The sequence below is a fragment of the Pseudomonas sp. SK genome, assembly GCF_012975065.1.
In the GTDB taxonomy this organism is placed as follows: domain Bacteria; phylum Pseudomonadota; class Gammaproteobacteria; order Pseudomonadales; family Pseudomonadaceae; genus Aquipseudomonas; species Aquipseudomonas anuradhapurensis.
Genome location: NZ_CP051857.1, coordinates 768,933 through 791,601 on the forward strand (window position 1 = coordinate 768,933; position 22,669 = coordinate 791,601).

Sequence of the window (22,669 nt, forward strand, 5' to 3'; positions counted from 1 at the left end):
TTACACCGTTTTAGATTCGTAGTTATCCAGCGACCCCATGCCCCTAGTTGATCGCGCCTTCAGCGGCTGAAGCAATCTCCCAGTTTCCGATCCTTGGAGCCGACGGGGACCCTGAGAGATGAGGCCAGATACGGGGCTGGAAACCCGCGGCTCTTCGTTAGCGGCAGGGCGCCCAGCTTAGTGAACTGGTGAATCAGGTGAACCGGGGTGAATTGTGCAGCTTCTTGAACACCGAGCCTTATCCTTACCGCACCGGCAAGAATCAGCTCTTCATGCAGCCGTTCGATAGATTTCAATGACTGAAATTTCAGTAACCTGATGGCCTGCCCACTAGCGCGATGGCGCGGGTTTCCAGCCTCGTATCTAGCCCCATCTCTCAGGGGCCCCGGCGGCCTCCAGAATCGGGTGGACGGGTAATGCTTCTGCCGCTGAAGGCACGATTGAATAGGGGGGCATGGGGTCGCAAAATCCCGTCTACTTGAAGTGTTCCAGGCACTGGCTCTTCGAGACGGCCTGCGTTAGCCTCGATCATGGCTAACGGCCGACATAGCGATAAGGCTGTCCAAGGATGTGGATCGGATGAAAACGAATAAACGAATTACGCGCGCTTTCTGCATGGAGCTGAACAAGGAAGTCTCGATTGCTGCTGCCCGGCGGGAGTACTTTTCTCTTGAGCCACCACGTAATCGTTTTACATTTCTATGCACGAATGAGGAGTGCAGGGAGCTCAAAGCCAAGATTACTGGGGTGAACTATTACGTTAACCCGCAGGAGTCCACACAGCTCCAGGCCGCGCATTTTCGTGCTAACCCGAAAGATGAGCATACTTCTAACTGTGAGTGGATCGAGCACGGCGCCGATGGAGACGGTGGCAAAAGTCGCCCTGGCGAGACGGAGGATCAGGCGAAAGTCCGCAGGGCCAAACGGAAGCTAGACGACTACATCGATATCTTCGACCCAGCTCTGAAAGAGAAAACACGTGGCGGCGAACCCCCTGTTAGCGGCGACGAGGAAGCAGACGGTGATGGCCTACGCGAGGGTCGCCGTAGGACTGGCACCGATTCAAATGACAGGCGTCGAGGCCCCACTAAAACGACTGATCTCGAGAGGCTGGTGGAGAGTTACAGGAACGCCAAAGCGGAACTGTCGAAGGAAGAGTTTAACCTCCTTTCCCTCCATGTATCGGGATACGGAGTAGTGCCACTCCGCTCGTACTTTCGCCACATTAGCGCAGCACAGAGCCTGGGTGATAACGGTTGCGTCTTGTTCGGTGGAGGCACCGTAAAACGGTACGGAGAAGGGTTCAGCTTCACCTTTTACGACACCCTTTCGGATCAGCGGGTTTCCCTTTACGTGCCACCAGCACAAATGAGCTCCTACCGCTATCGACGATACCTGAAGGAGCTAATCGTTCAGAGCGAAGAGGTGAGATACGTCACCTTGTTTACGCTTGGGATACTCGAGGAAAGCCCCAAAGGCAAAGGGATTGATCTGAAAGTCGAGGATCTTAGGCAGTTGGCTTTTGTACTCGGCCCACCGAAGGACGCTGTGGAACCAGCTTGAGCCAATGAGGAGTTAGCGGCCGTGCCACCTGATGGCTGGGTGCGCCGCAGGTGCGCAATCTAGGAAGCTCGTGATTTAGGGATACGTTTAGGGATACGTTTGTGCGAGTCCGAGCTAAAATACCAGTATTCACGATGATCTATGCCAGGTATTCGATTCCTGTCTCCGCACCAGTTCAGGTACCCGCGAAGGCTACCAAATCTCTGGAACCCCCGTAAAATCCGCCTTTTGGCGGGTTTTTTCGTTATGGCGCTTCGTCGGATTCCGACAACTGCCAGCCGATTTTAGGGTGAGTTTATTGAGATGATTGTTACTAATTAGCCAGCAATCAGAGCGATGATCTTTAAAATTGTCACATACCTTTAACAGGCAACTTTCAGCTTAGGGTTTGCCACTACCAAACAGATTACGACTTCAGTCAGCCTACGGGAGATCCGCGCCAGCAACGACCTGCCGATCTTCTCGACATCCGCTTGAGTCACCTCACATGGTGGAAGGCTGGGCATACACGTCTGGGCGGTGGATTTGCCACAGGTAGTCAGGCCTATTGACCGGCGTGAAGCCGATCTTTTCATACAACCAGGGAGCAGTGGTGGTGGCCAGGAGGATGCGCCGCAGCGAACGGACCTCGGGTACTTCGAGCAACGTTTCCGACAAGCGCCGCCCCAGGCCCCGCCCCCGGTACGCTTCGTCGACGAAGACGTCGCACAGGTAACCGAACGTCGCGTAATCCGTGACCAGCCGGGCAAAGCCCACCTGCTTGTCCCCCTCGTAGGCACCCACGCACAGGCTGTTGTTGATGCTGGTTTCCACCCGCTCCCGGGAGATCCCGGCGGCCCAGGTAGAGGTGGTGAGGAAGCTGTGGACGTACGGAATGTCCAGGCGGTTCTTGTCCAGCGTCAGCGTGATGGTGTCCATGAAGCCCTTCCTTGAATGCCGGGTTGTCTTGTTCGCGGTAGAGGGCCACCAGGGTAACCGCCAGCGCCGCAAGCACGCAGTTAACATACCAGAACAGGGTGAGGTCGCCTGCGGCTGGCGACCGCCTTGCCTACCATTGCGTTAGCAGCCCTAGCACACCGAAGCCCACGGGGAGCAGGTCGGACGCCAAGCCTTTGCTGAGCAACGCGTCGATCGCCGAGTCGATGGTCATTTTGCCAAGCGTGAACAGCAGTACCCTGATCAAGAACTGTAGGCGGCCGGGCGAGTCGGCCAGAAACCAGAAGGCCCAACATACGTCCGGCTAATTCGCCGTTTGAAGGGCGGCTGCATGGCCTTAGCGCTTGAGTCAGGGAAATGTATTGACCGGACGTATACGCCTGACTCGCTTTGCCACGTCATCCTCATGCTCTAAGGTGCGGAAAGATGACTAAAGCACTACGTAAGGTTGGCTTCTTAGGTGGCCCGTAGCTAGCAGCTGCTGGCGGGATTGAAAACCCTCGAATTATTAGCCTGCAATCCGCGCAGGCCGCTCAAGCGCACGCGGTGGAATCGGGGTCGACATCACAATGGACGTCCGCGTCTCCCCATAGTGGTTGATCTTTTCAATCAACCGCTCCAAATCACCCATGCTCGCCGCCACCACCCGAAAAATGTAGGAGTCCGCCCCCGTTATGTGATGGCACTCCAAAACCTCCGGTATCCCCTCCAGCACCTTGAGAAACTTCGCCTTGGCCGGTTGAGGCACGGTCATCGCCAACATAGCGCCAACCAGGTAACCCGCAGCTATCGGGTTGACCCGAGCCGCATAGCCCTCGATCACCCCCTCTTCTTCAAGGCGCCTGACGCGCTCGGTCACAGCGGGCACCGATAGATGCACCTGCCGCGCGAGCTCGGTATAGGTCATGCGGCCATTGCCTTGAAGGCGCTCGAGGATTTTCCAGTCAATATCATCCATGTGCCTTAATTCCTTAGGTAGATTTGTTTTTTTCCTTGGAAAACCCATTCTGCACAATCGCCGGTATACCTACCATTCTCCCGAGCCCCCTGCCTATCGTCTGGAGAAACCCATGCTGCTGGCTAAATCATTCGTTATCGGCTTTTCGATTGCTGCGCCTGTGGGCCCGATTGGACTGCTGTGCGTTCAGCGAAGCCTGAAGAACGGCTTCCGTTCGGGGCTCGCGACCGGGCTGGGTGCTGCCAGCGCCGATACGGTCTATGGGTTGATCGGCGCGCTGGGCATTACCGGGATTTTCCTGGCTGCTCCTTCGCTGGCCACCGTGCTCAAAGTGTTGGGTGGTGCATTTCTGCTGTGGTTGGCCTGGAGCATTGCCCGAGATGCGCTGAAACCCAGGCAGGCTGCGGAGGCGGCCGCTTCTGCGTCGGTGACGCGCGACTTTCTCACAGCGTTTGGGCTAACCCTGTCAAACCCGATGACCATATTGGCCTTCATTGCCATTTTTGCAGCGCTCGATCCCTTGGCCAGCCAGCGACAGCAGAGCGACAGCGCAATGTGGTTCGCCACCTTCCTGATGCTCGCCGGGGTGTTTCTAGGGTCGGCTGCTTGGTGGCTCTGCCTGAGCGGGTTTACCGCAGCACTGCGCAAGAAAATGCCTGTTGCCTTCATGCGCGTCATCTCTGCCGTTTCCGCAGTCGCCATCGGCACTTTCGGGTTCGTCCAGGTGTTCTCCGAGTTGTGGCAGGTCGTTCCCCGTTGAGCAGGGGCTGTGAATCGCCCCTGGTTTCAAGCCCGCAGCAAATGCACCACCAGGCCAAGCACGGCACAGCCAAACAGCACCTGAATCACCCCCCGCTTGAAGCGGAACAAGGCGACCGCCGCCGCAACCGCAATCACCGCCGAAGGCCAGTCGAACGCGCCAGCGAACCCCTTCGGCCAAAGCACGTGATAACCGAAGAACATCGCCAGGTTCAGGATCACCCCCACCACCGCCGCCGTAATCCCGGTCAGCGGCGCAGTGAACTTCACCTCGTCATGCGTCGACTCCACCAACGGCCCACCGCCGAGAATGAACAGGAACGACGGCAGGAAGGTGAACCAGGTGACCAGGCTGGCCGCGACCGCGCCAGCGAGGAACGGGTGTTCCGCGCCAAACATCGGGTGCAGGTAACCTCCAACGAAGCCGACAAAGGCCACCACCATGATCAGCGGCCCTGGCGTGGTTTCGCCCAGGGCGAGCCCGTCGATCATCTGCGCCGGTGACAGCCAGCCGTAATGCCCGACTGCGCCCTGGTAGACATAGGGCAACACGGCGTAGGCCCCGCCAAAGGTCAACAGCGCCGCCTTGGTAAAGAACCAGCCCATCTGGGTCAGGGTCGCACCCCAGCCAAACGTCAGGGTCAGCAGCGCCATGGGCAGGCACCACAGCGCAGCACCGACCAGCAGCAGGCGCAGCAGGTGACCCCAGCTGAAACGGGCATGTTCAGGCGTCGGGGTGTCGTCATCGATCAGCGCCGGGCCATAGCTGTTCTTCACAGCCCCATGGCCACCACCGATCACGAACTTGTCCGGGGCGAAGCGGCCGCCCGCATAGCCGATCAGCGCGGCGGCCAGCACGATCAGCGGGAACGGCACGTTGAGCGCGAAGATGGTCACGAACGAGGCCGCGGCCATGGCCCACAGCCAGCCGTTCTTCAGCGCCCGCGAGCCGATCCGGTGGGCCGCGTGAACGACGATGGCGGTGACCGCCGGCTTGATGCCATAGAAGATGCCGGCGACCACCGGCACCTCGCCGAAGGCGATGTAGACCCAGGACAAGCCAATCAGGATGAACAGTGAAGGCAGTACGAACAGCGCGCCGGCAATCACGCCGCCCCAGGAGCGGTGCATCAGCCAGCCGATGTACGTGGCGAGCTGCTGGGCCTCGGGGCCGGGCAGCAGCATGCAGTAGTTCAGTGCATGCAGGAAGCGCTTTTCGCTGATCCACCGACGGCGCTCGACCAGCTCCTGGTGCATGATCGAAATCTGCCCGGCGGGCCCGCCAAAGCTGATGAAGCCCAGCTTGAGCCAGAACAGGAAGGCCTCGAACAAGCTGACCGGCCGCAGCGCAGCTTGCGGCTCTGGCTGTTCGCTCACGGCGGAGGGGGTATCAACCATTTTCGATTTCCTCACTTGCGAAAGCCGTCAGCAGCCCATCGAAGATGCCCCCGGCAACGGTTGTCAGTTGGTCGTCATCGCCGATGCTTGCGCGCAAGCCGGCGAGGACACGCTCGATACCGGGTGCTTCGGAGGGTTGGTAGCCTCCCACATCCAGGTAGTGAATCACACGCGCCAGGCGTGCCAGGCCTGGCTGCTGAACATCAAAACTGTCGATAAGCGTTTCGAACGACACCCGCTGCCCGACATGGCTGAACCTGGCGCCATCGAAGTCGAAGCCCAGCGCATCATCTGGGCAATCGCCGGGGCTGTCGAGCCAGATGAACCGGGCGTCGGCATCAATGAAGCGGCGGATAAGCCAGGCACAGGCCAGGCGATCGACCCACGGGCGCTTGCGGGTCGCCCAGCGGCGGCCCTGATAGTCGCCACGCGCCAGGCGGGTGATGGCCTGGTCGTGGGCGCGCGGCTCATCGGCAGACAAGGCGCGGCTGATGTCGGTCTCGAGTGCCTGCAAAGCCGAGTCGGTCTGGGCTTTCAGTGCGCCCGGGAAGAAATCGATGGCTGCCAGCTGAGTGAACATCTTTCTCAGCTTGCGCGCCTGCCGGGCTGTCTGCAGGGCATTTTCCGGCGACAGGTCCGCCCGGCAGCCGGCAATTTCAGCGAGCAGCTTGGCGTATTCGTCACCGCGGTCGAACAGCCCGCTGAAGCGCTCTTCACGTTCCGCCAGCGTCAGCAGAAATGCCGTGCCGTTGATGGCCAGCACGTCTCGTTCCACGGCTTCGAACGTTTCACGCCCCGCACTGTGTTCCGGCAGCAGGTATACGCCATCCCGAAGTACTGCGGCACCGCAGGCTTTCAGGGTTCTCCAGGCGCGCATACGCTCGGTGGCGTTGGCTGTCGGCAGCCCGAGGATCAGTAGCGTCCAGCCAATCATGTAGGAAGCTCAACATAAAATGTATCTCTCCCTACATTAAGCCAGGTTGGCGCAAAAGTAACGGTATTTGACGAGGTGTCGTGGACAGCAGGGCGCCGCGTTGCAGTATCCCCCCTGGGGGGATAGGCTATTGGCATGATGATTCAGTCCAGGCGATAGCAATCGCCTTCAGCCTTGCCCCGAGGTGCCATGCTCTCCGTCTTGAAAAACCGCACTTACAGGCACCTGTTCATCGCCCAGGTGATCGCCTTGATCGGCACCGGCCTGGCGACCGTGGCGCTCGGGCTGCTGGCCTACGATCTGGCCGGCGCGCAGGCCGGTGCCGTGCTGGGTACGGCGTTGGCGATCAAGATGCTGGCCTACATCGGCGTGGCGCCGATTGCCGGGGCGTTCGCGGAACATTTGCCGAGGAAGGCCATGCTGGTCACGCTCGACCTGGTCAGGGCCGCGGTGGCGCTGTTGCTGCCCTTCGTCACGCAGATCTGGCAGGTGTATGTCCTGATCTTCGTGCTGCAGTCGGCTTCCGCCGCTTTCACCCCGACGTTCCAGGCCACTATCCCAGACATCCTTCCCGATGAGCGTGAGTACACCAAGGCGCTGTCGCTTTCACGCCTGGCTTACGACCTGGAGAGCGTCATCAGCCCGATGCTGGCGGCGGCGCTGTTGACCGTGCTCAGCTTCCATAGCCTGTTTGGCGGCACCGTCGTCGGTTTTCTGGTTTCGGCGGCCATGGTGGTTTCGGCGGTACTGCCGGTTGCCGTGCGTGGGCCCAGGCGCAGCATCTACGAGCGCACCACCAAAGGCCTGCGGATTTTCCTGCATACCCCACGCCTGCGCGGCTTGCTGGCGCTGAACCTGGCGATTGCTGCGGCCAGTGCGATGGTGATCGTGAACACGGTGGTGTTCGTGCAGGCGCAGCTGGGGCTCGACCAGCGTGCCATGGCCATGGCCTTGATGGCCTTCGGCGGCGGGTCGATGGTGGTGGCGTTGGTATTGCCGCGGCTTCTGGAGCGCCTGGACGACCGCAAGGCCATGCTGGCCGGTGGCGCGATTCTGGTGGTCGGCTTGCTGCTCGGCGCTTTCGTCTCGAGCTATTCGGCCTTGATCGCGCTTTGGGTGGTGTTGGGCGCGGGCTACTCGCTGGCACAAACGCCGTCGGGGCGGATTCTGCGTCGATCGTCCTCGGCGCAGGACCGGCCAGCCCTGTTCGCGGCGCAATTCGCGTTGTCCCATGCCTGCTGGCTGGTCACCTATCCGTTGGCCGGGTGGCTGGGTGCCAACGTCAATCTCAGCGCAGCGTTCATCGGCCTGGGCCTGCTCGCCGGGTTCGCCTGGGTAGTGAGCAAACGGATCTGGCACCCTGACAGTGAATCAGCCGCAAAGCTGCACGTTTGACCCAACCCCAAGGGGGGGATAGCATCGCCAGCGTAAATAACCCCTGACAGAGGCCCTGGATATGTCCGATCATTCCCATGATCACCCACATGATGCCGAGCCGGGGCATACCCATGTACACCAGAGCCATGAGGCGATCATCAAGCGCCTGAAGCGTGCTGACGGGCACCTGCGCAGCATCATCGCGATGATCGAGGACGGGCGTGAATGCGTGGACATTGCCCAGCAACTGCATGCGGTTGAAAAGGCGGTCTGCCAGGCCAAGCGCACGCTGATCCAGGACCATATCGATCACTGCCTGGAAGATTCGGTCACGGCCTTGAGCAAGGGCGATCGCTCGGCCCTCGACGAATTCAAGCAAATCACCAAGTACCTGTAGCGCCGTGTTCGCACTCAGCAGCTACCTCGGGCTGTTCCTGGCCGCGTTTGCAGCGGCAACCTTGTTGCCCATGCAATCGGAAGCGGCGCTGGTCGCGATGCTCCTGTCCGGTCACTACCTGCCAGTGGCGCTGGTCGCGGTGGCCACCGCCGGCAACGTGCTTGGCTCAGTGGCGAACTGGGTGCTTGGCCGGGGCATCGAACATTTCCGCCACAAGCGCTGGTTCCCGGTCAGCGAGGCCAAGCTGGAAAAAGCGCAGGTCATGTACCGGCGCTACGGATACTGGTCACTGCTGCTGAGCTGGGTGCCGCTGATCGGCGATCCGATCACCCTGGTGGCCGGGGTCATGCGCGAACCGTTCTGGCGGTTCCTGTTGCTGGTCATCCTGGCCAAGGGTGGGCGTTACCTGGTGCTGACGCTGGTGGTGCTCGGGAGCATGGCATGACGCCGGCCCCCGTCTGCCCGCTGGCAGCGCGGCACACCGGCCAGGACCTGATCAAGTGGATCGCCCTGATCAGCATGGTGCTCGACCACATGCGGTTGGCCTGGCCAGCGAGCGCTGACCTGTTCGTACTCGGCCGGCTGTCCTTTCCCTTGTTCTGCCTGGCAGTGGCGATCAATGTCTCGCGAAACCCGCGAGGCGAGTTGTTCACCTGCAGCAACGCTCGCTACCTCGCACTTCTGCTGCTGTTCGCTGCGCTTTCCGAAGTGCCTTACCGGCTGCTCGGCTCTTCGGCAACCTTCAACGTGCTGGTCACCCTGGCGCTGGGCCTCATGGTCGCTTGGGGCGTGCAACACCGGACCCTCGCAAGCCTGATAGTGGCTGGCGCTGCACTGGTGGCGGGCTATCTGTTGAGCGAACCGTTGATGTACGGTTTTTACGGGGTGTTGCTCCCCGCTGCGCTGCTGCTTGCACTCAAGCGGCCCGAGCGGTTCTTGCTGGTCCCGGTCGCCTTGTGCGTTGCCAGCAACACGCGAAGCGACCTGTTCGAACGGGCCGCACAGCTTGAGCCATTCGCGATCCTGGCGCTTTCGACCGCAGCCCTGGCGCCGCTGCTCGGGTTGGCCCTGTTCTGGGCACGCCTGCCGTTCAAGGTCTTGCCCGTCACGCAGTGGGGCTACTGGTTCTACCCTGGGCACCTGCTGGCGTTGTTGGGTATTCGCCAGCTGTTGTAACGCTCATGAGTTGATTCCCTACTTGGCATCCTCAGCTCAAGGACGCCAAGGTTCAGGGTTGAGCACTCCCTCAGTGGCAGTGATAACCACCCGTCTTGTGATTGGTATGGCAACCCTTGGAATCGGTACCGCCGCTATGTGCGAAAGCGGCTACCGAGTAGAACGAAAGGACTGCAGCGATCATGAGAGAAGCAACTTTCATCAGGCTACTCCTTGCTTGGCTTGAGTGATGGCTTATTGCCACATATAGCGTAGGACAAAGTGCTGCCGCACAACAACCAAGATGACGGTGAAGCTGATAAAAGGATTGGTCGGTAAGGACGGTGCAGGCTTTGGGCGGGCTGAAATCCGCGCCAGCCTGCTTCCCTGTTCACACCTGTCTACCCTCGATGGCTGATTCAGACGGACGTTGAATACCGGCTGAGGGGCATCGGAAAGGCTTCGATATTTCTGGCAGCAATTAATAGCCTTCAGTGTTTTTGCGCAAATAATCACCAATAAAACTATCTTTCATGCAATCCTGCATTACTTGAGTCACGCTTGCGGAAAAAAACGCAATCGCGGGCAACATCATTCGGCATAAATTGGATCCAATGTTGAAATCTGGTCGTCGTCTCGTCGCCGGCCATTCATGATCCGTCGCAGGCAAAGGAGACCGCCGCCATGATGTTGAAAGACCCTTCCACCAAGTACCGCCATTTCGCCACCGTCGATCTGCCAGACCGCACCTGGCCGGGCAGGGTACAGAAAGTGGCGCCCACCTGGTGCAGTGTCGATATGCGAGACGGCAATCAGGCGCTGATAGATCCGATGAATGCCGAGCGTAAACGCCGCTTCTTCGATTTGTTGGTCAAGGTGGGCTTCAAGCAGATCGAAGTCGGCTTCCCGGCTGCCTCGCAGACCGACTTCGATTACCTGCGCGAATTGATCGAAAGCGGCGCAATCCCTGACGACGTCACGATCCAGGTCATGACCCAGGCCCGTACTCACCTGATCGAGCGCACTTTCGAAGCGCTCCAGGGTGTGCCACGGGCGATCGTGCATGTCTACAATGCCACCGCCCCAGTATTCCGTGAGGTCGTGTTCGGTGTCGATCGCCCAGGCTGCATCGCTATCGCCACCCAGGCCACCCGCGAGATCAAGGCGCTGATGCAGGCCAACCCGCAAACCCAGTGGACCTATCAGTATTCGCCGGAAACCTTCTGTTTCACCGAGCTGGATTTTGGCCTGGAAATTTGTGAAGCGGTCATCGATGCGTTTCAGCCAACGCCGCACAACAAGATGATCCTCAACCTGCCCACTACCGTCGAGGTGTCCACCGCCAATGTGTTCGCCGATCAGATCGAGTGGTTCTGCCGCCACGTGAAAAAACGCGACAGCGTGGTCATCAGCGTGCACCCGCATAATGACCGTGGCACCGGGGTCGCTACTGCCGAACAGGCCTGCCTGGCGGGTGCCGAACGGGTCGAAGGGACGTTGTTCGGTAATGGTGAGCGCACCGGTAACGTCGATATCCTGACCTTGGCCATGAACCTGTACACCAGCGGTATCAGCCCCGGGCTGGACTTCTCGGACATCATCCATGTTCAGCGTGAAGTCGAGTATTGCAACCAGCTGCCCACCCATCCGCGTCATCCTTATGCCGGTGAACTGGTCTTCACCGCTTTCTCCGGTTCCCACCAGGACGCCATCAAGAAGGGCTTCGCCCGCCGCCGTGACAACCCTGGCGGCTATTGGGAAATTCCCTACCTGCCGATCGATCCGGCCGATATGGGGCGCAACTACGAGGCCGTGATCCGCGTCAACAGCCAGTCGGGTAAAGGTGGGGTCGCCTACTTGCTGGAGCAGCAGGGCATCGTCTTGCCGCGTCGCCTGCAGATGGAATTCAGCGGCCTGGTTCAGCGCGTCGCCGACGCCAAGGGCCAGGAAGTGACCAGCGAAATGATCCTGTCCAGTTTCAGCGATCACTATCTGGAGCGGGGCAAGCCCTACACGCTGACCCAGCCAGTGATCACCCGTGACGATGCCGGCACCTGCATCCATGCACAACTGGCCTTCGAGGGAGGGCGGGTGACGCTGGCTGGTAAAGGCAACGGGCCGCTGGCCGGGTTGGTCAATGCATTTGCCGCACAGGGGCTGAGTTTCGACATCGCCGACTACCACGAGCATGCGGTGCGTGAAGGTGCCCAGGCCGAGGCCATTGCCTACGTGGAAATTCGCGTCAATGGCCAGCTGCTGTTTGGCGTCGGCAGGGATCACAGCAGTTTGCAGGCCTCGTTGCAGGCGGTGGTCAGCGCCGTGTGCAGGGCGACTCGCCAGGGGCTGCTGGAGCCGATAGGGGACGCGGTTGCGGCCCTCAGCTGAGAGCGCAACGGGCAAGATGATCGTCGGTCAATGTGGCCTTTTGGTCCCAACCGGCGATACTCCTTCTATACGCAGGCGTGTTCCTGGTGGCGCGCGCCGCTGGGAGGTGTCAGATGAACAAACTGTCAATCGTAGGCGCCGGCATCGTCGGCGAGGCGGCGGCGCAGATCATTGCCCGGGACGAGCTGTGCCGTGAACTGGTGCTGATGGACGTGCAAGGTGAAATGGCCAAGGGCAAGGCGCTGGACGTGTGGCAAGCTGCAGTCGAATCAGGTTCCGATACCCGCGTGCATGGCGGCGGCAACGCCGAGTTGCTGCAGGGCTCCGAGCTGGTGGTGATCACCGCAGGCGTGCCGCGCAAGCCGGGCCAGTCGCGTCAGGATGTACTCGCTACCAACCTGCCGATCCTCGACGGCATCATGGCGGACATCAAGCAGCATGCGCCGACGGCCACCGTGCTGGTGGTGTCCAACCCGGTCGATGTGCTCACCTACCGCGCCTGGAGCCTCAGCGGGCAGGGGCGCAGCAAGGTGTTCGGCCAGGCAGGGGTGCTGGATACTGCGCGGATGAAGTGCTTCATCGCCGAACAGACCGGTTTCTCCGCCCGCGATATCACCGCGCTGGTGCTCGGCGGGCATGGCGACAGCATGGTGCCGCTGATGCGCTACTGCCAGATCGGCTCGGTGCCGTTGTCGCACTTCCTGTCCAGTGAGCAGATCGAGCAGATCGTCGAGCGCACGCGCAAGGGTGGCGGCGAGATCCTTGGCCTGAAGAAGCTGGGCAGCGCCTGCGATGCGCCTGGCGTGGCCATCGCGCAGATGGTGGACGCGATCGCCAACGGGCGGAACCGCATCTTGCCGGCGGTGGCGATTCTAGAGGGCGAGTATGGGCGCAGGGATATCGCCATGGGCGTGCCTTGCGTACTGGCCGAGGAGGGGCTGGCGCGGGTGATCGAGCTGCCGCTGGATGCGCAGGAGCAGGCGATGTTCGACCAGTCGGCCGACCAGGTGGCGCGGGATATCGGCGAAATGAAAGCGCTGTGACTGTCGGTGGGAGCGGGCATGCCCGCTCCCACCGAGAGCTGCCTACCGAGCCTGGCCCTCAGCGCTGGTAAGCCCGGCCGAAATGCCGCTCCAGCCGCGCCTGCACCAGTTCCAGCAATATCGACAGCACCCAGTAGATCACCGCTGCCGTGGTCAGCATCTCCAGGTAGCGATAGCTCGAACGCCCGTACGACTGCGCCAGGAACATCACCTCCCAGACGCCCATCACCGAGATCAGCGACGAGTCCTTGAGCATCGAGATGAACTGGTTGGCCGTCGGCGGAATGATTACGCGCATGGCCTGGGGCAGGACGATGTGCCAGAAGATCTGCGGCGTGCGCATGCCCAGCGCCAGCGCCGCTTCACGCTGCCCGCGGGCGACACCGAGGATGCCGGCACGGAAGATCTCGCTCAGGTAGGCGCCGTAGTTCAGCGACAGGGCGATGATGCCGGCACTGATGGCGCCCGGCACCAGGCCCAGCTGTGGCAGCCCCAGGTAGATCAGCAGGATCTGGATCAGCAGCGGTGTGCCGCGGAAGAACGAAGTGTAGAAGCTGGCGATGCCCACCAGCACCGCACTGTTCGACAGGCGCGCCAAGGCGGCGGCAAAACCGAACAGCACCGACACCAGCATCGAACACAGGCACAGGAACAGGGTCAGCGCTGCGCCCTGTAGAAAGCCGTTGGGCCCCAGCTTGAAGCCGGCGAGGTTGGGGAACTTCTCCAGGATGATCGAGAACTTCAGGTCGAAGCTGAGGAAAAACGCCACGAACAGGCCGAACAGCGCCAGCCAGGTCAGTAGCAAGCGGGTACGAAAGCCGAACAGGCTGGCACCCGTGGCTTTTGCCACGGGCTTGAGGGACGGGGGGAAGGTGCTCATTTGCTGATATCGGCGCCGATCCATTTCTGCGACAGCTTGGCCAGGGTGCCGTCAGCCTTCAGCTCGGCAAATACCTGGCGCACCTTGGCATCCCACTCGGGGTCGCCTTTCTCGATGGCCACCGAGTTCGGCTCCTCGTACAGCGGGGCGCCGGCCAGCTTGAAGCGCTTGTCCTGGTCCAGGCGCGGCTGCGCGGTCACCAGGTTGGTGAGAATGGCATCCAGGCGCACGCCGGCGCCCAGGCCCAGGTCCTGGAAGGCGACGTTGTCGGTGTCGTACGGCGCGATCTGCACGAAGTCGAAGGGGTAGTCGATCTTCTGCTCTTCCTTGCCTTCGATCACCAGGTTCTTGTTCAGGTAGCTCTCGTAGCTCGATGCACTGGTCAGGCCGACCTTGCGGCCGTCCAGGTCCTTCGCGCCATGGATGCGCTCATCCTTGGCGTTGACCACGATCACCGCGGGCGAGGCGTAGTATTCCACCGGGAAGTCGAACACTTCGGCGCGGGCCTTGCTCGGGGTCATCGAGCAGATGCAGATGTCATAGCGGCCACTCCAGCGGCCGGCGGCGATCACGTCCCACGACGGGGTCTCCAGGCGCAGCTTGACGCCCAGCTTGTCTGCCACGGCCTTGGCCACATCCACGTCGAAACCGGCCAGCTGGTTCTGCTCGTTGACGAAGGAGAACGGCGGGTAGCTTTCCATCAGCACGTTGACCAGTTCCTTGCGCGATTCAACCCGCTCCAGCGTGGCGCCAGCAAAGGCCTGGGAAGCAGTCGCGAGCAGCATGAGGCCCGCACCGAGCACAGTAGAAAGACGCATGTACATACCTGAAATGTTGGCCAATGGGGAGAAAGTGTATTTAATAGTTATAAACCAAACTCACATAATGAATTTAATTCATAAGAACCTGCAGAGTAGTTATATGAAACAGCGAGCGATGGTGATTCTCGACGGTGGCATGGGCCGTGAACTGCAGCGCAGTGGGGCGCCGTTTCGCCAGCCCGAATGGTCGGCCCTGGCGCTGAGCGAGGCGCCCGAAGCGGTGGTTGGCGTACACGCTGCGTTCATCGCCGCCGGTGCCCAGGTCATCACCAGCAACAGTTATGCGGTGGTGCCCTTCCACATTGGCGAAGAGCGTTTTGCCAAGGAAGGCCGCCAACTGGCCAATATCGCAGGGCAGCTGGCGCGGCACGCGGCGGATGTTGGCGCGCACCCGGTCAAGGTCGCGGGCTCGCTGCCGCCGCTGTTCGGCTCCTACCGCCCGGACCTGTTCCAGCCCGAGCGCGTCGAGGAAGTGCTGTCGCCGCTGTTGCAGGGCCTGGCTCCGCATGTCGACCTGTGGCTGGCCGAAACCCAGAGCTCGGTTGCCGAGGCACGGGCCATCCACGCCCACCTGCCGGAAGACGGCAAGCCGTTCTGGGTGTCGTTCACCTTGCAGGACGAGGAAGTGGATGAAACCCCGCGCCTGCGTTCTGGCGAACCGGTGGCCGAGGCCATCGAGGCGGTGGTCGGCCTGGGTGTGGCGGCGGTGCTGTTCAACTGCAGCCAGCCCGAGGTCATAGGCGCTGCGGTGGATGTGGCGCGCTCGGTGATCGAGCGACACAACGCTGACGTGGCCATCGGTGCCTATGCCAACGCCTTCCCGCCGCAGCCGAAGGAAGCCACCGCCAATGATGGCCTGGATGAGCTGCGCGAAGACCTTGACCCGCCGGGTTACCTGGCCTGGGCCGCTGACTGGCGCAAGCGTGGCGCCAGCATGATCGGCGGCTGCTGTGGCATTGGCCCGGAGCACATTGCCGAGCTGAAGCGCAACCTGGCGTAAGGCCATGAGGGGGCCGGGCGGCTGCCGCACCCGCCCGGCCCCCAGCCATTAAAAAAAACGCCACTCAGACCCGGATTCCATCGTTTTTCAGTCCCCCGCCATGTCCCTATAGTCCGCTGAAAGCCGATGCTCGATCGGCATACACAACTCAGCCGTGCGGGAACCGGAATATGAACAACAACGAAAAATTCGAGGGCAATGCAGCGGCCGGTGTCGGTACGCGCGTGGTGTGGGGCGGCGAGCAGGTGCAGCACCCGTACAACGCCACCCAGACCCCGATCGTGGTCAGCGCCGCCTACGGCTACAACGATATCGACGCCTGGTATGACGTGGCCCAGGGCAAACTGCCGGGCTACATCTACAGCCGCATGAGCAACCCGACGGTCGCCACCCTGGAAGCCAAGCTGTGCGAGCTGGAGCAGGCCGAGTCGGCCGTGGCCTTCAGCAGTGGCATGGCGGCCATCAGCGCGGTGCTGCATACCTTCCTGTGCACCGGCAAGCGCGTGGTATCGACCCGCGACAGCTACGGTGGCACCAACAAGATCTTCGAAGAATTCCTGCCGCGCATGGGCGTGCAGGTGTGCCTGTGCGACACCCTCGACACCGAGGCGCTGGAGCGCGAAATCGCCGCCGGCTGCGACCTGCTGTACCTGGAAACCCCGACCAACCCGACCTTGAAGGTACTGGACATCCAGCGCCTGTGTGCCGCTGCCCGGCGGGTGGGTGCCGTGGTGGTGGCCGACAACACCTTCGCCACCCCACTGAACCAGAACCCGCTGGCCCTGGGCGTGGACGTGGTGGTGCACAGCGCCACCAAGTTCCTGTCCGGGCACGGTGACGTGCTGGGCGGGGTGGTCTGCGGTGCCGAGCCGCTGATGGCGCAGGTGCGGCACTACCGTGAAATCAACGGTGCGGCGCTGGACCCGTTTTCCGCCTACCTGATCATCCGCGGGATCAAGACCCTGGCCTTGCGCCTGCGTCAGCAACAGGCCAGCGCCCAGGCCCTGGCCCGGTACCTGAGCAGCGAACCGCTGGTCGAAGCGGTCAACTACCCAGGGTTGCCGGAGCACCCGGGCCATGCGATCGCCAAGGCGCAGATGCGCGGCTTCGGTGCCATTGTCAGCTTCGTGCTCAAGGGCGGCATGCCCACCGTGGCGCAGCTGCTGCCGCGCCTAAAGTACGCCCACCGGGCGGGCAACCTGGGCGCGGTGGAAACCATCTATGGCCCGGCGCGGACCACCAGCCATGTGGAAAACACCCTCGAAGAACGCCTGGCCCTGGGTATTTCCGAAGGGCTGGTGCGCATCTCGGTGGGTATCGAAGACACCGAGGACCTGCTGGCAGACCTGGCACAGGCGTGTGCAGCGGTCCGCCAGGAGTTGGCCGCAGCAAAGGACTTGCACGGTGACGCGTACGCCGGCCTGGCCGCAGTACAGGCCTGAAGCAGGCGCGTGGCACCCGTTCCTTGCGGTGGGTGCCAGTTCATGAAGTCGAACAAAAACAATATGCAAGGCAATTCGCTTCGCTCTGCCAAGACGAGGTCGTTGCAACGTCCTTGCCCGCCAACTTTCATGAGAAAACCACAATGTCCCTGCAGACAACTACAACGACAAATGCTTCTGCGCATGGCTTCAAGCAGGATATGCAAACCCGCCATATCGTCATGCTGGCGCTGGGCGGTGTCATCGGTACCGGCCTGTTCCTGACATCGGGCTACACGGTCAACCAGGCCGGGCCCCTGGGTGCGGTCATCGCCTATATCCTCGGCGCGATCATGGTCTACCTGGTGATGATGTGCCTGGGCGAACTGGCCGTGCACATGCCCGAGGTCGGCTCGTTCAGCAGTTACGCCACGCGCTACATCGGGCCGGGTACCGGCTACATGGTGGCGTGGATGTACTGGCTGACCTGGACCGTGGCCATCGGCTCGGAATTCACCGCCGCCGGCATCCTCATGGTGCGCTGGTTCCCCGATACGCCGGTGTGGCTATGGAGTGCCCTGTTCGGCCTGGCAGTGTTCATCAGCAATATCATTTCGGTGCGGTCGTTTGCCGAGACCGAATTCTGGCTGTCACTGATCAAGGTGCTGGCGGTGGTGGCCTTCCTGGTAGTGGGCGGCGGGGCGATCCTCGGCGTGTTCGAGATTACCCAGGCGCACAGTGTCGGGCTGGGCAACTTCACCCGCGAAGGGCTGTTCCCTACCGGCTTCTGGTCGATTGCCATGACCCTGCTGGCGGTGGCCTTCGCCTTCTCCGGCACCGAGCTGATCGGCATTGCCGCCGGCGAAACCCGCGACCCGGAAAAGAACGTGCCCAAGGCCATCCGCACCACGGTGCTGCGCCTGGCGCTGTTCTTCGTCGGCACCATTTTCGTCCTCGCCACCCTGTTGCCGCGTGAGCAGGCCGGCGTGGTGGAAAGCCCGTTCGTGATGGCCTTTGAAATGATCGGCATCCCGTACGCGGCAGACATCATGAACTTCGTCATCATCACTGCGCTGCTGTCTGCCGCCAACTCCGGGCTGTATGCCGCCGCGCGCATGCTCTGGACCCTCAGCGACCAAGGCAACATGCCACGCCGCTATGCCGCGCTGTCCCGCCGTGGCACGCCGTTCAATGCCATCGTCCTGAGCATGGCCGGCGGCATGGCGTCGCTGCTCAGCAGCGTGTTCGCGCCGGACACCATTTACCTGGCGCTGGTGTCGATCTCCGGGCTGGCAGTGGTGGTGGTATGGATCAGCATCGCGGCCAGCCAGATGGCCTTCCGTCGTCATTACCTGGCCCATGGCGGCAAGCTCGAAGACCTCAAGTTCCGCGTGCGCGGCTACCCGTTCGTGCCGCTGGCGGCAATCTTCTGCTGCGTACTGGCCTGCGTCGGCATCGCCTTCGACCCGGCCCAGCGCGTGGCCCTGTACTTCGGCCTGCCGTTCATCGCCTGGTGCTACCTGGCGTACTGGCTGACGTGCAAGTACCGCGCGCAGCGTCCGCTGCCGCTGCAAACCGTGACGCCAGGTTCCGAGCCCGCCTGAGCAGAGTGATACTAGGCCACCGGAACGTTGCCACGAGAAACCGCCGATGACCCAGAAAACCCTGCCCCCCTTGAACTGGCTGAGAGCCTTCGAAGTGTCGGCGCGTTACCTCAACTTCACCCATGCCGCGGAAGAGCTGCACCTCACCCAGGGGGCCGTGAGCCAGCAGATTCGCCACCTGGAAAGCCAGTTGGGGGTGGCGCTGTTCAAGCGCCTGCCCCGGGGGCTGGGCTTGACCGAAGAAGGGCAGTCCTACCTGCCGGTGGTGCAGGATGCGATCAGCCGCCTGGCCGTGGGCACCAACGAGATCTTCGGGCAGCGCCAGCGGCGGCCGCTGAAGGTGCGCGGCAGCCTGTCGTTCCTGCACTTCTGGCTGGCCCCCCGGCTGGCCGATTTCCGCCGTACCCACCCACAGGTGGATATCCGCTACATCAGCAACCTGTGGGTCAAGGAACTGGATGCCGAGGACGACCTGGAAATCCGCTGGGGCAGCGGCCAGTGGCCGGGGGTAGAGGCGCAGCGGCTGACCCGCGACCTGCTGGTGCCGGTCTGCTCGCCTGCGCTGATCGCAGGCTCGCCGTTACGCGAGCCGCGCGACCTGGCCGGTGTGCCGTTGCTGCATGTGCTGGGTTACGAGGAGGGCTGGGGCTACTGGCTGGAGCGGGTTGGCGCCGATCAGGTCGATTCCTCCAGCGGCCTGCAGTTCGACACCCTGGTGTCGACCTTGCGCATGGCGGAGTTGGGGCTTGGGGTGGCGCTGGCGCGTTCGTCGCTGGTCGAGGACTTGCTGCAGGAAGGGCGGCTGGTAGCGCCTTTTACCCAGCGTATCGAGGCGAGCGAATCGTTCTACCTGGTACGCGGCCTGGGTGAGGCGTTGTCCAGCGATGCCCAGGCCTTCAGCCACTGGTTGGTGGCGATGGCTCACCGTTAATCAATACATACCTGGAGCACCGATGCAGTACACATCCACGCGTGGCAACGAGATACGGGTCGATTTCCGCACGGCGCTGCTTTCCGGCCTGGCCGACGATGGCGGGCTGTACGTGCCGACTGCGGTGCCAACCTTCAGCCAGCAGGAAATCGCCAGCTGGTCCTGGCTGCCGTTCGATGAACTGGCCTGGCGGGTGATGGCGCCGTTTGTCGGCGATACTCTCGACGAGCCGACCCTCAGGGCGCTGGTCAGCGACAGCTACCGTGGCTTCAGGCACCGTGGCATCGCGCCGTTGCAGCAGATTGGCCATAACGAATGGATCCTGCAGCTGTTCCACGGGCCGACCCGCTCCTCCAAGGACTTTGCCGCGCAGTTGCAGGCGCGGCTCATCCGCCATTTCCTCGGCGCCGATTGCGAGCGGGTGATGCTGGTCGGTGCCAGCAACGGCGACACCGCGGTGGCGGCCATCGACGCCTTGCGCCATTGCCCGACGGCACGCCTGCTGGCGCTGTACCCCAACGCCGGGACGCCACCCGACCGGGCCGCAGTGATGCGCAGTGCCGCGGGCGAAAGCGTCAGCTGCGTGGCCGTGGCTGGCAGCTTCGATGACTGCCAGTCGCTGGTGTCGGCGCTGCTGCGCGCATGGCCGTGCCCGGAGTTGATTCCGGTCAGCTTCAATTCGACCAACTGGGTCGGCGTGCTGGCGCAGATCGTGTTCTATTTTCATGCGGCGCTGCAGCTGGGCGGGGGCATCCGGCCGGTCGGCTTCAGCATTCCCACGGCCAGTTTTGCCGAGATCTACGCGGGCTTCATCGCCCAGAAGATGGGCCTGCCGATCAACCAGATCATTGTCTCCACCAACCGCAACGATGCCTTGCACCGGTTCATCCACTGCAACCGCTACAGCCGTGGTTCAACCAGCCAGACCTTGTCGCCGGTCATGGACTTCTCGCTGTTCTCCAACCTGGAGCGCTTCGTCTGGGAGCTGTATGAGCGCGACGGCGCGGCGACCAGGGCGTTGATGGAGCACTTCGAGGATTGCGGTGAACTGAGCATCGGTAACCGCCAGTGGCTGCATGCGCGCATGCTGTTCGACTCGTATGCCGTGGACGACGCGCTGATCCGCGAGGAAATCGTCACGCTGTTCCAGGAGACCGGCACGGCAGTAGACCCGCATGCGGCAACCGGGGCGTTCGCCGGGCGCCTGCACCGGCGCAATATCGGCGCGCCGATCGTCACGCTGGGGCAGTTCGCCCCGGAAAAGTCCGCCGCGCTGCTGGCGGAACTGGGGGCCTGGCACGGCGAGGTGCCAGCCAACGTCGCTGGCGCCGCAGGCAGTGGGCCGCTGCTGGCACCCGAGGACCTGGCGGGGGTTCATGAATTGTTGGCGCAGTTGCAGGCACGGCGATGAAGCGCATCCTCGACCCCCTGGACGAGCGCATTCTCGCCGAGCTCACCGCCAATGCGCGCATTGCCCATGCCGAGTTGGGGCTGAAAGTGAACCTGTCGCGCAATGCGGTTCGCCAGCGCATCGAACGCCTGGAGCGGGACGGCGCCATCCAGGGCTACACCTTGCGCATTGGCGAGGGGCGACGGCCGACCTCGTTGATCAACGCGGTGATCTTCGTCTACCGCTACGACCGCATGCGCGGTGAAGCGGTGCTCGATGCCCTGCGCCAGATCCCCGAGGTAATCCAGTGCGAGGTACTCAGCGGCGAATTCGACCTGCTGCTACGTGTCGAAGCCTCCAGCCCGGAGCGGGTGCATCATGTGTGGAAGGAAATTGCCGCCATGCCCGGGGTCGAGAACACGGTGACGTCGTTCGTCCTGGCCGCGGTGATCTGAACCGCCCCGTTGCCCCCCAACCCTCGATACCACAACGCCGCCCGGGCTCGCGCCCTGGCGGCGTTGTGCATTCCGGGGCTGCTCGGATGCGGTTCGGGCACTGGCCAGATTGGCCAATAAATACAGCGGATTGCCATATTCAACTGGCATTGCCCGGCCCATAGGCTTGTCCTCATCGACCCATCGCCTGGAAAGGACAGCAAACCATGACCGAATACAAGATCGCACTCGTTGGCTTTGGCGGCGTGAACCGTGCCCTGGCCCAACTGATCGCCGAACGCAACGCGCGCTGGCAGCAAGAACTGGGCTTTGCCCTGAAGATCGTCGGCGTCACCGACCTGTTCCTCGGTTCGGTGATCGACCGCGATGGCCTGGATGCAGCCAGGCTGGCCGCCTTGCCCGCTGAGAAGGGCGCCCTGGCGCAGTTCCCTCAGGGTTCGGCCGAGGCATTCAACGAGGCGGTGATCAAGCAGTCCGGCGCCGACATCATCGCCGAAGCCACCTTCACCAACCCCAAGGATGGTGAGCCGGCAGCTACCTTCTGCCGCTGGGCACTGGAAGCGGGCAAGCACGTGGTCACCACCAACAAGGGGCCGATCGCCTTGCATGCCCAGGCGCTGAAAACCCTGGCCAAGGCCAACGGCGTGTCGTTCGAATACGAAGGCGCAGTGATGAGCGGTACACCCGTACTGCGCATGGCCCGGCAGACCTTGGCCGGGGCAGGCCTGGTCGGCTTCGAGGGCATCCTCAACGGTACTTCGAACTACGTACTGACGCGCATGGAGCAAGGGCTTGGCTTTGCCGATGCGGTGGCGCAGGCACAAGCGCTTGGCTACGCCGAGGCCGACCCGACGGCCGATGTGGAAGGGCATGACGTGCGCCTGAAAGTGGTCATCCTTGCCAACGAGCTGCTCGGTGCCTGCCTGCAGGTGAGCGATGTCACCTGCAGCGGTATCAGTGGCATCGACAGCGCGGCGATCCAGCAGGCGCAGGCAGCGGGCGAGCGTTGGAAGCTGATCGGCAGCGCCAGCCGGCAGGCCGATGGTTCGGTGCGCGCCAGTGTCGAAGCACGCCTGTTGCCGGGTAACCACCCCCTGGCCGGTATCACCGGCGCAACCAACGCGGTGGCGTTCGACACCGAGTTGCTGGGCGCGGTGACCGTGTCCGGCCCGGGTGCGGGGCGTGTCGAAACGGCCTTTGCCCTGCTGTCGGATATCGTCGCCATCCACACCGCTGGCCGTTTTGCCTGAGGAGCTACGTTC

The 22,669-nt window shown here is 62.4% G+C and carries 22 protein-coding genes; 15 read left to right on the forward strand and 7 right to left on the reverse strand.

The features are described from left to right. The first annotated feature begins 579 nt into the window (after positions 1-579). Positions 580-1,563 (forward strand): ATPase, encoded by a 984-nt coding sequence (locus HG549_RS03485; RefSeq protein ID WP_170028168.1) that lies wholly within the window; start codon positions 580-582, stop codon positions 1,561-1,563. 483 nt (positions 1,564-2,046) lie between these two features. Here HG549_RS03485 and HG549_RS03490 read toward each other — a convergent pair whose 3' ends face one another. Then, positions 2,047-2,481 (reverse strand): GNAT family N-acetyltransferase, encoded by a 435-nt coding sequence (locus HG549_RS03490; RefSeq protein ID WP_170028169.1) that lies wholly within the window; start codon positions 2,479-2,481, stop codon positions 2,047-2,049. 526 nt (positions 2,482-3,007) lie between these two features. Then, a complete protein-coding gene (locus HG549_RS03495) occupies positions 3,008-3,457 on the reverse strand; it encodes an Lrp/AsnC family transcriptional regulator (RefSeq protein ID WP_170028170.1) in 450 nt (149 codons plus the stop codon). Positions 3,458-3,569: 112 nt separating this feature from the next. Here HG549_RS03495 and HG549_RS03500 point away from each other — a divergent pair, with 112 nt between their 5' ends. Then, on the forward strand, positions 3,570-4,217 hold the full coding sequence (locus HG549_RS03500) for a LysE family translocator (RefSeq protein ID WP_170028171.1): 648 nt from the start codon (positions 3,570-3,572) through the stop codon (positions 4,215-4,217). Between the two features lie 26 nt (positions 4,218-4,243). On the opposite strand, the gene chrA is transcribed toward HG549_RS03500, so the two are convergent. Further along, the gene (gene chrA, locus HG549_RS03505; RefSeq protein ID WP_170028172.1) at positions 4,244-5,614 is read right to left on the reverse strand and encodes a chromate efflux transporter; all 1,371 of its coding nucleotides are present in this window, start codon (positions 5,612-5,614) and stop codon (positions 4,244-4,246) included. Further along, positions 5,607-6,548, reverse strand: a complete 942-nt coding sequence (locus tag HG549_RS03510) for a chromate resistance protein ChrB domain-containing protein (protein ID WP_170028173.1) — start codon at positions 6,546-6,548, stop codon at positions 5,607-5,609. The genes chrA and HG549_RS03510 overlap by 8 nt, the downstream gene beginning before the upstream one ends. Positions 6,549-6,737: 189 nt before the next feature. Here HG549_RS03510 and HG549_RS03515 point away from each other — a divergent pair, with 189 nt between their 5' ends. The 4 genes from HG549_RS03515 to HG549_RS03530 all read left to right on the forward strand — a co-directional run bounded on the left by HG549_RS03515 (position 6,738) and on the right by HG549_RS03530 (position 9,498). Beyond that, on the forward strand, positions 6,738-7,943 hold the full coding sequence (locus HG549_RS03515; protein WP_306092892.1) for an MFS transporter: 1,206 nt from the start codon (positions 6,738-6,740) through the stop codon (positions 7,941-7,943). 61 nt (positions 7,944-8,004) lie between these two features. Then, positions 8,005-8,322 (forward strand): metal-sensing transcriptional repressor, encoded by a 318-nt coding sequence (locus HG549_RS03520; RefSeq protein WP_170028174.1) that lies wholly within the window; start codon positions 8,005-8,007, stop codon positions 8,320-8,322. A gap of 4 nt (positions 8,323-8,326) precedes the next feature. Continuing rightward, positions 8,327-8,767: a YqaA family protein gene (locus HG549_RS03525; RefSeq protein ID WP_170028175.1), complete on the forward strand. Its 441-nt coding sequence runs from the start codon at positions 8,327-8,329 to the stop codon at positions 8,765-8,767. After that, positions 8,764-9,498 carry a TraX family protein gene (locus tag HG549_RS03530; protein ID WP_170028176.1) on the forward strand — a complete coding sequence of 245 codons (735 nt, stop codon included), beginning with the start codon at positions 8,764-8,766 and terminating at the stop codon, positions 9,496-9,498. Before HG549_RS03525 ends, HG549_RS03530 begins: the two co-directional genes overlap by 4 nt. 70 nt (positions 9,499-9,568) lie before the next feature. Here the strand turns inward: HG549_RS03530 and HG549_RS26190 are convergent, their stop codons facing one another. After that, positions 9,569-9,700, reverse strand: coding sequence for a YHYH domain-containing protein (locus HG549_RS26190; RefSeq protein ID WP_170028177.1), 132 nt, complete (start codon positions 9,698-9,700; stop codon positions 9,569-9,571). Between the two features lie 461 nt (positions 9,701-10,161). Here HG549_RS26190 and leuA point away from each other — a divergent pair, with 461 nt between their 5' ends. Continuing rightward, positions 10,162-11,862, forward strand: a complete 1,701-nt coding sequence (leuA, locus tag HG549_RS03540) for a 2-isopropylmalate synthase (protein ID WP_170028178.1) — start codon at positions 10,162-10,164, stop codon at positions 11,860-11,862. Positions 11,863-11,975: 113 nt separating this feature from the next. Beyond that, positions 11,976-12,905, forward strand: coding sequence for a malate dehydrogenase (locus HG549_RS03545; protein ID WP_170028179.1), 930 nt, complete (start codon positions 11,976-11,978; stop codon positions 12,903-12,905). A 58-nt stretch (positions 12,906-12,963) separates the two neighbouring features. On the opposite strand, the gene HG549_RS03550 is transcribed toward HG549_RS03545, so the two are convergent. Together HG549_RS03550 and HG549_RS03555 are read right to left on the reverse strand one after the other, a co-directional pair. Then, the gene (locus tag HG549_RS03550) at positions 12,964-13,785 is read right to left on the reverse strand and encodes an amino acid ABC transporter permease (protein WP_170028180.1); all 822 of its coding nucleotides are present in this window, start codon (positions 13,783-13,785) and stop codon (positions 12,964-12,966) included. Further along, on the reverse strand, positions 13,782-14,603 hold the full coding sequence (locus tag HG549_RS03555; RefSeq protein ID WP_170028181.1) for an ABC transporter substrate-binding protein: 822 nt from the start codon (positions 14,601-14,603) through the stop codon (positions 13,782-13,784). Before HG549_RS03555 ends, HG549_RS03550 begins: the two co-directional genes overlap by 4 nt. Positions 14,604-14,721: 118 nt before the next feature. Between HG549_RS03555 and HG549_RS03560 the strand changes: the two genes are divergently transcribed. The 7 genes from HG549_RS03560 to HG549_RS03590 all read left to right on the forward strand — a co-directional run bounded on the left by HG549_RS03560 (position 14,722) and on the right by HG549_RS03590 (position 22,657). After that, entirely contained in the window at positions 14,722-15,606 is an 885-nt protein-coding gene (locus HG549_RS03560; protein WP_170034022.1) for a homocysteine S-methyltransferase family protein, read from the forward strand. Between the two features lie 170 nt (positions 15,607-15,776). Further along, the gene (locus HG549_RS03565; protein ID WP_170028182.1) at positions 15,777-17,048 is read left to right on the forward strand and encodes a cystathionine gamma-synthase family protein; all 1,272 of its coding nucleotides are present in this window, start codon (positions 15,777-15,779) and stop codon (positions 17,046-17,048) included. 143 nt (positions 17,049-17,191) lie between these two features. Continuing rightward, positions 17,192-18,631, forward strand: a complete 1,440-nt coding sequence (locus tag HG549_RS03570) for an amino acid permease (RefSeq protein WP_170028183.1) — start codon at positions 17,192-17,194, stop codon at positions 18,629-18,631. A gap of 46 nt (positions 18,632-18,677) precedes the next feature. Further along, entirely contained in the window at positions 18,678-19,562 is an 885-nt protein-coding gene (locus HG549_RS03575; RefSeq protein ID WP_170028184.1) for a LysR substrate-binding domain-containing protein, read from the forward strand. A 22-nt stretch (positions 19,563-19,584) separates the two neighbouring features. After that, positions 19,585-20,973 (forward strand): threonine synthase, encoded by a 1,389-nt coding sequence (locus HG549_RS03580; protein ID WP_170028185.1) that lies wholly within the window; start codon positions 19,585-19,587, stop codon positions 20,971-20,973. Further along, positions 20,970-21,407, forward strand: coding sequence for an Lrp/AsnC family transcriptional regulator (locus HG549_RS03585; protein ID WP_170028186.1), 438 nt, complete (start codon positions 20,970-20,972; stop codon positions 21,405-21,407). Before HG549_RS03580 ends, HG549_RS03585 begins: the two co-directional genes overlap by 4 nt. Before the next feature lie 206 nt (positions 21,408-21,613). Continuing rightward, complete coding sequence (locus HG549_RS03590) at positions 21,614-22,657, forward strand: homoserine dehydrogenase (protein WP_170028187.1); 1,044 nt, start codon at positions 21,614-21,616, stop codon at positions 22,655-22,657. Positions 22,658-22,669 lie beyond the last annotated feature (12 nt).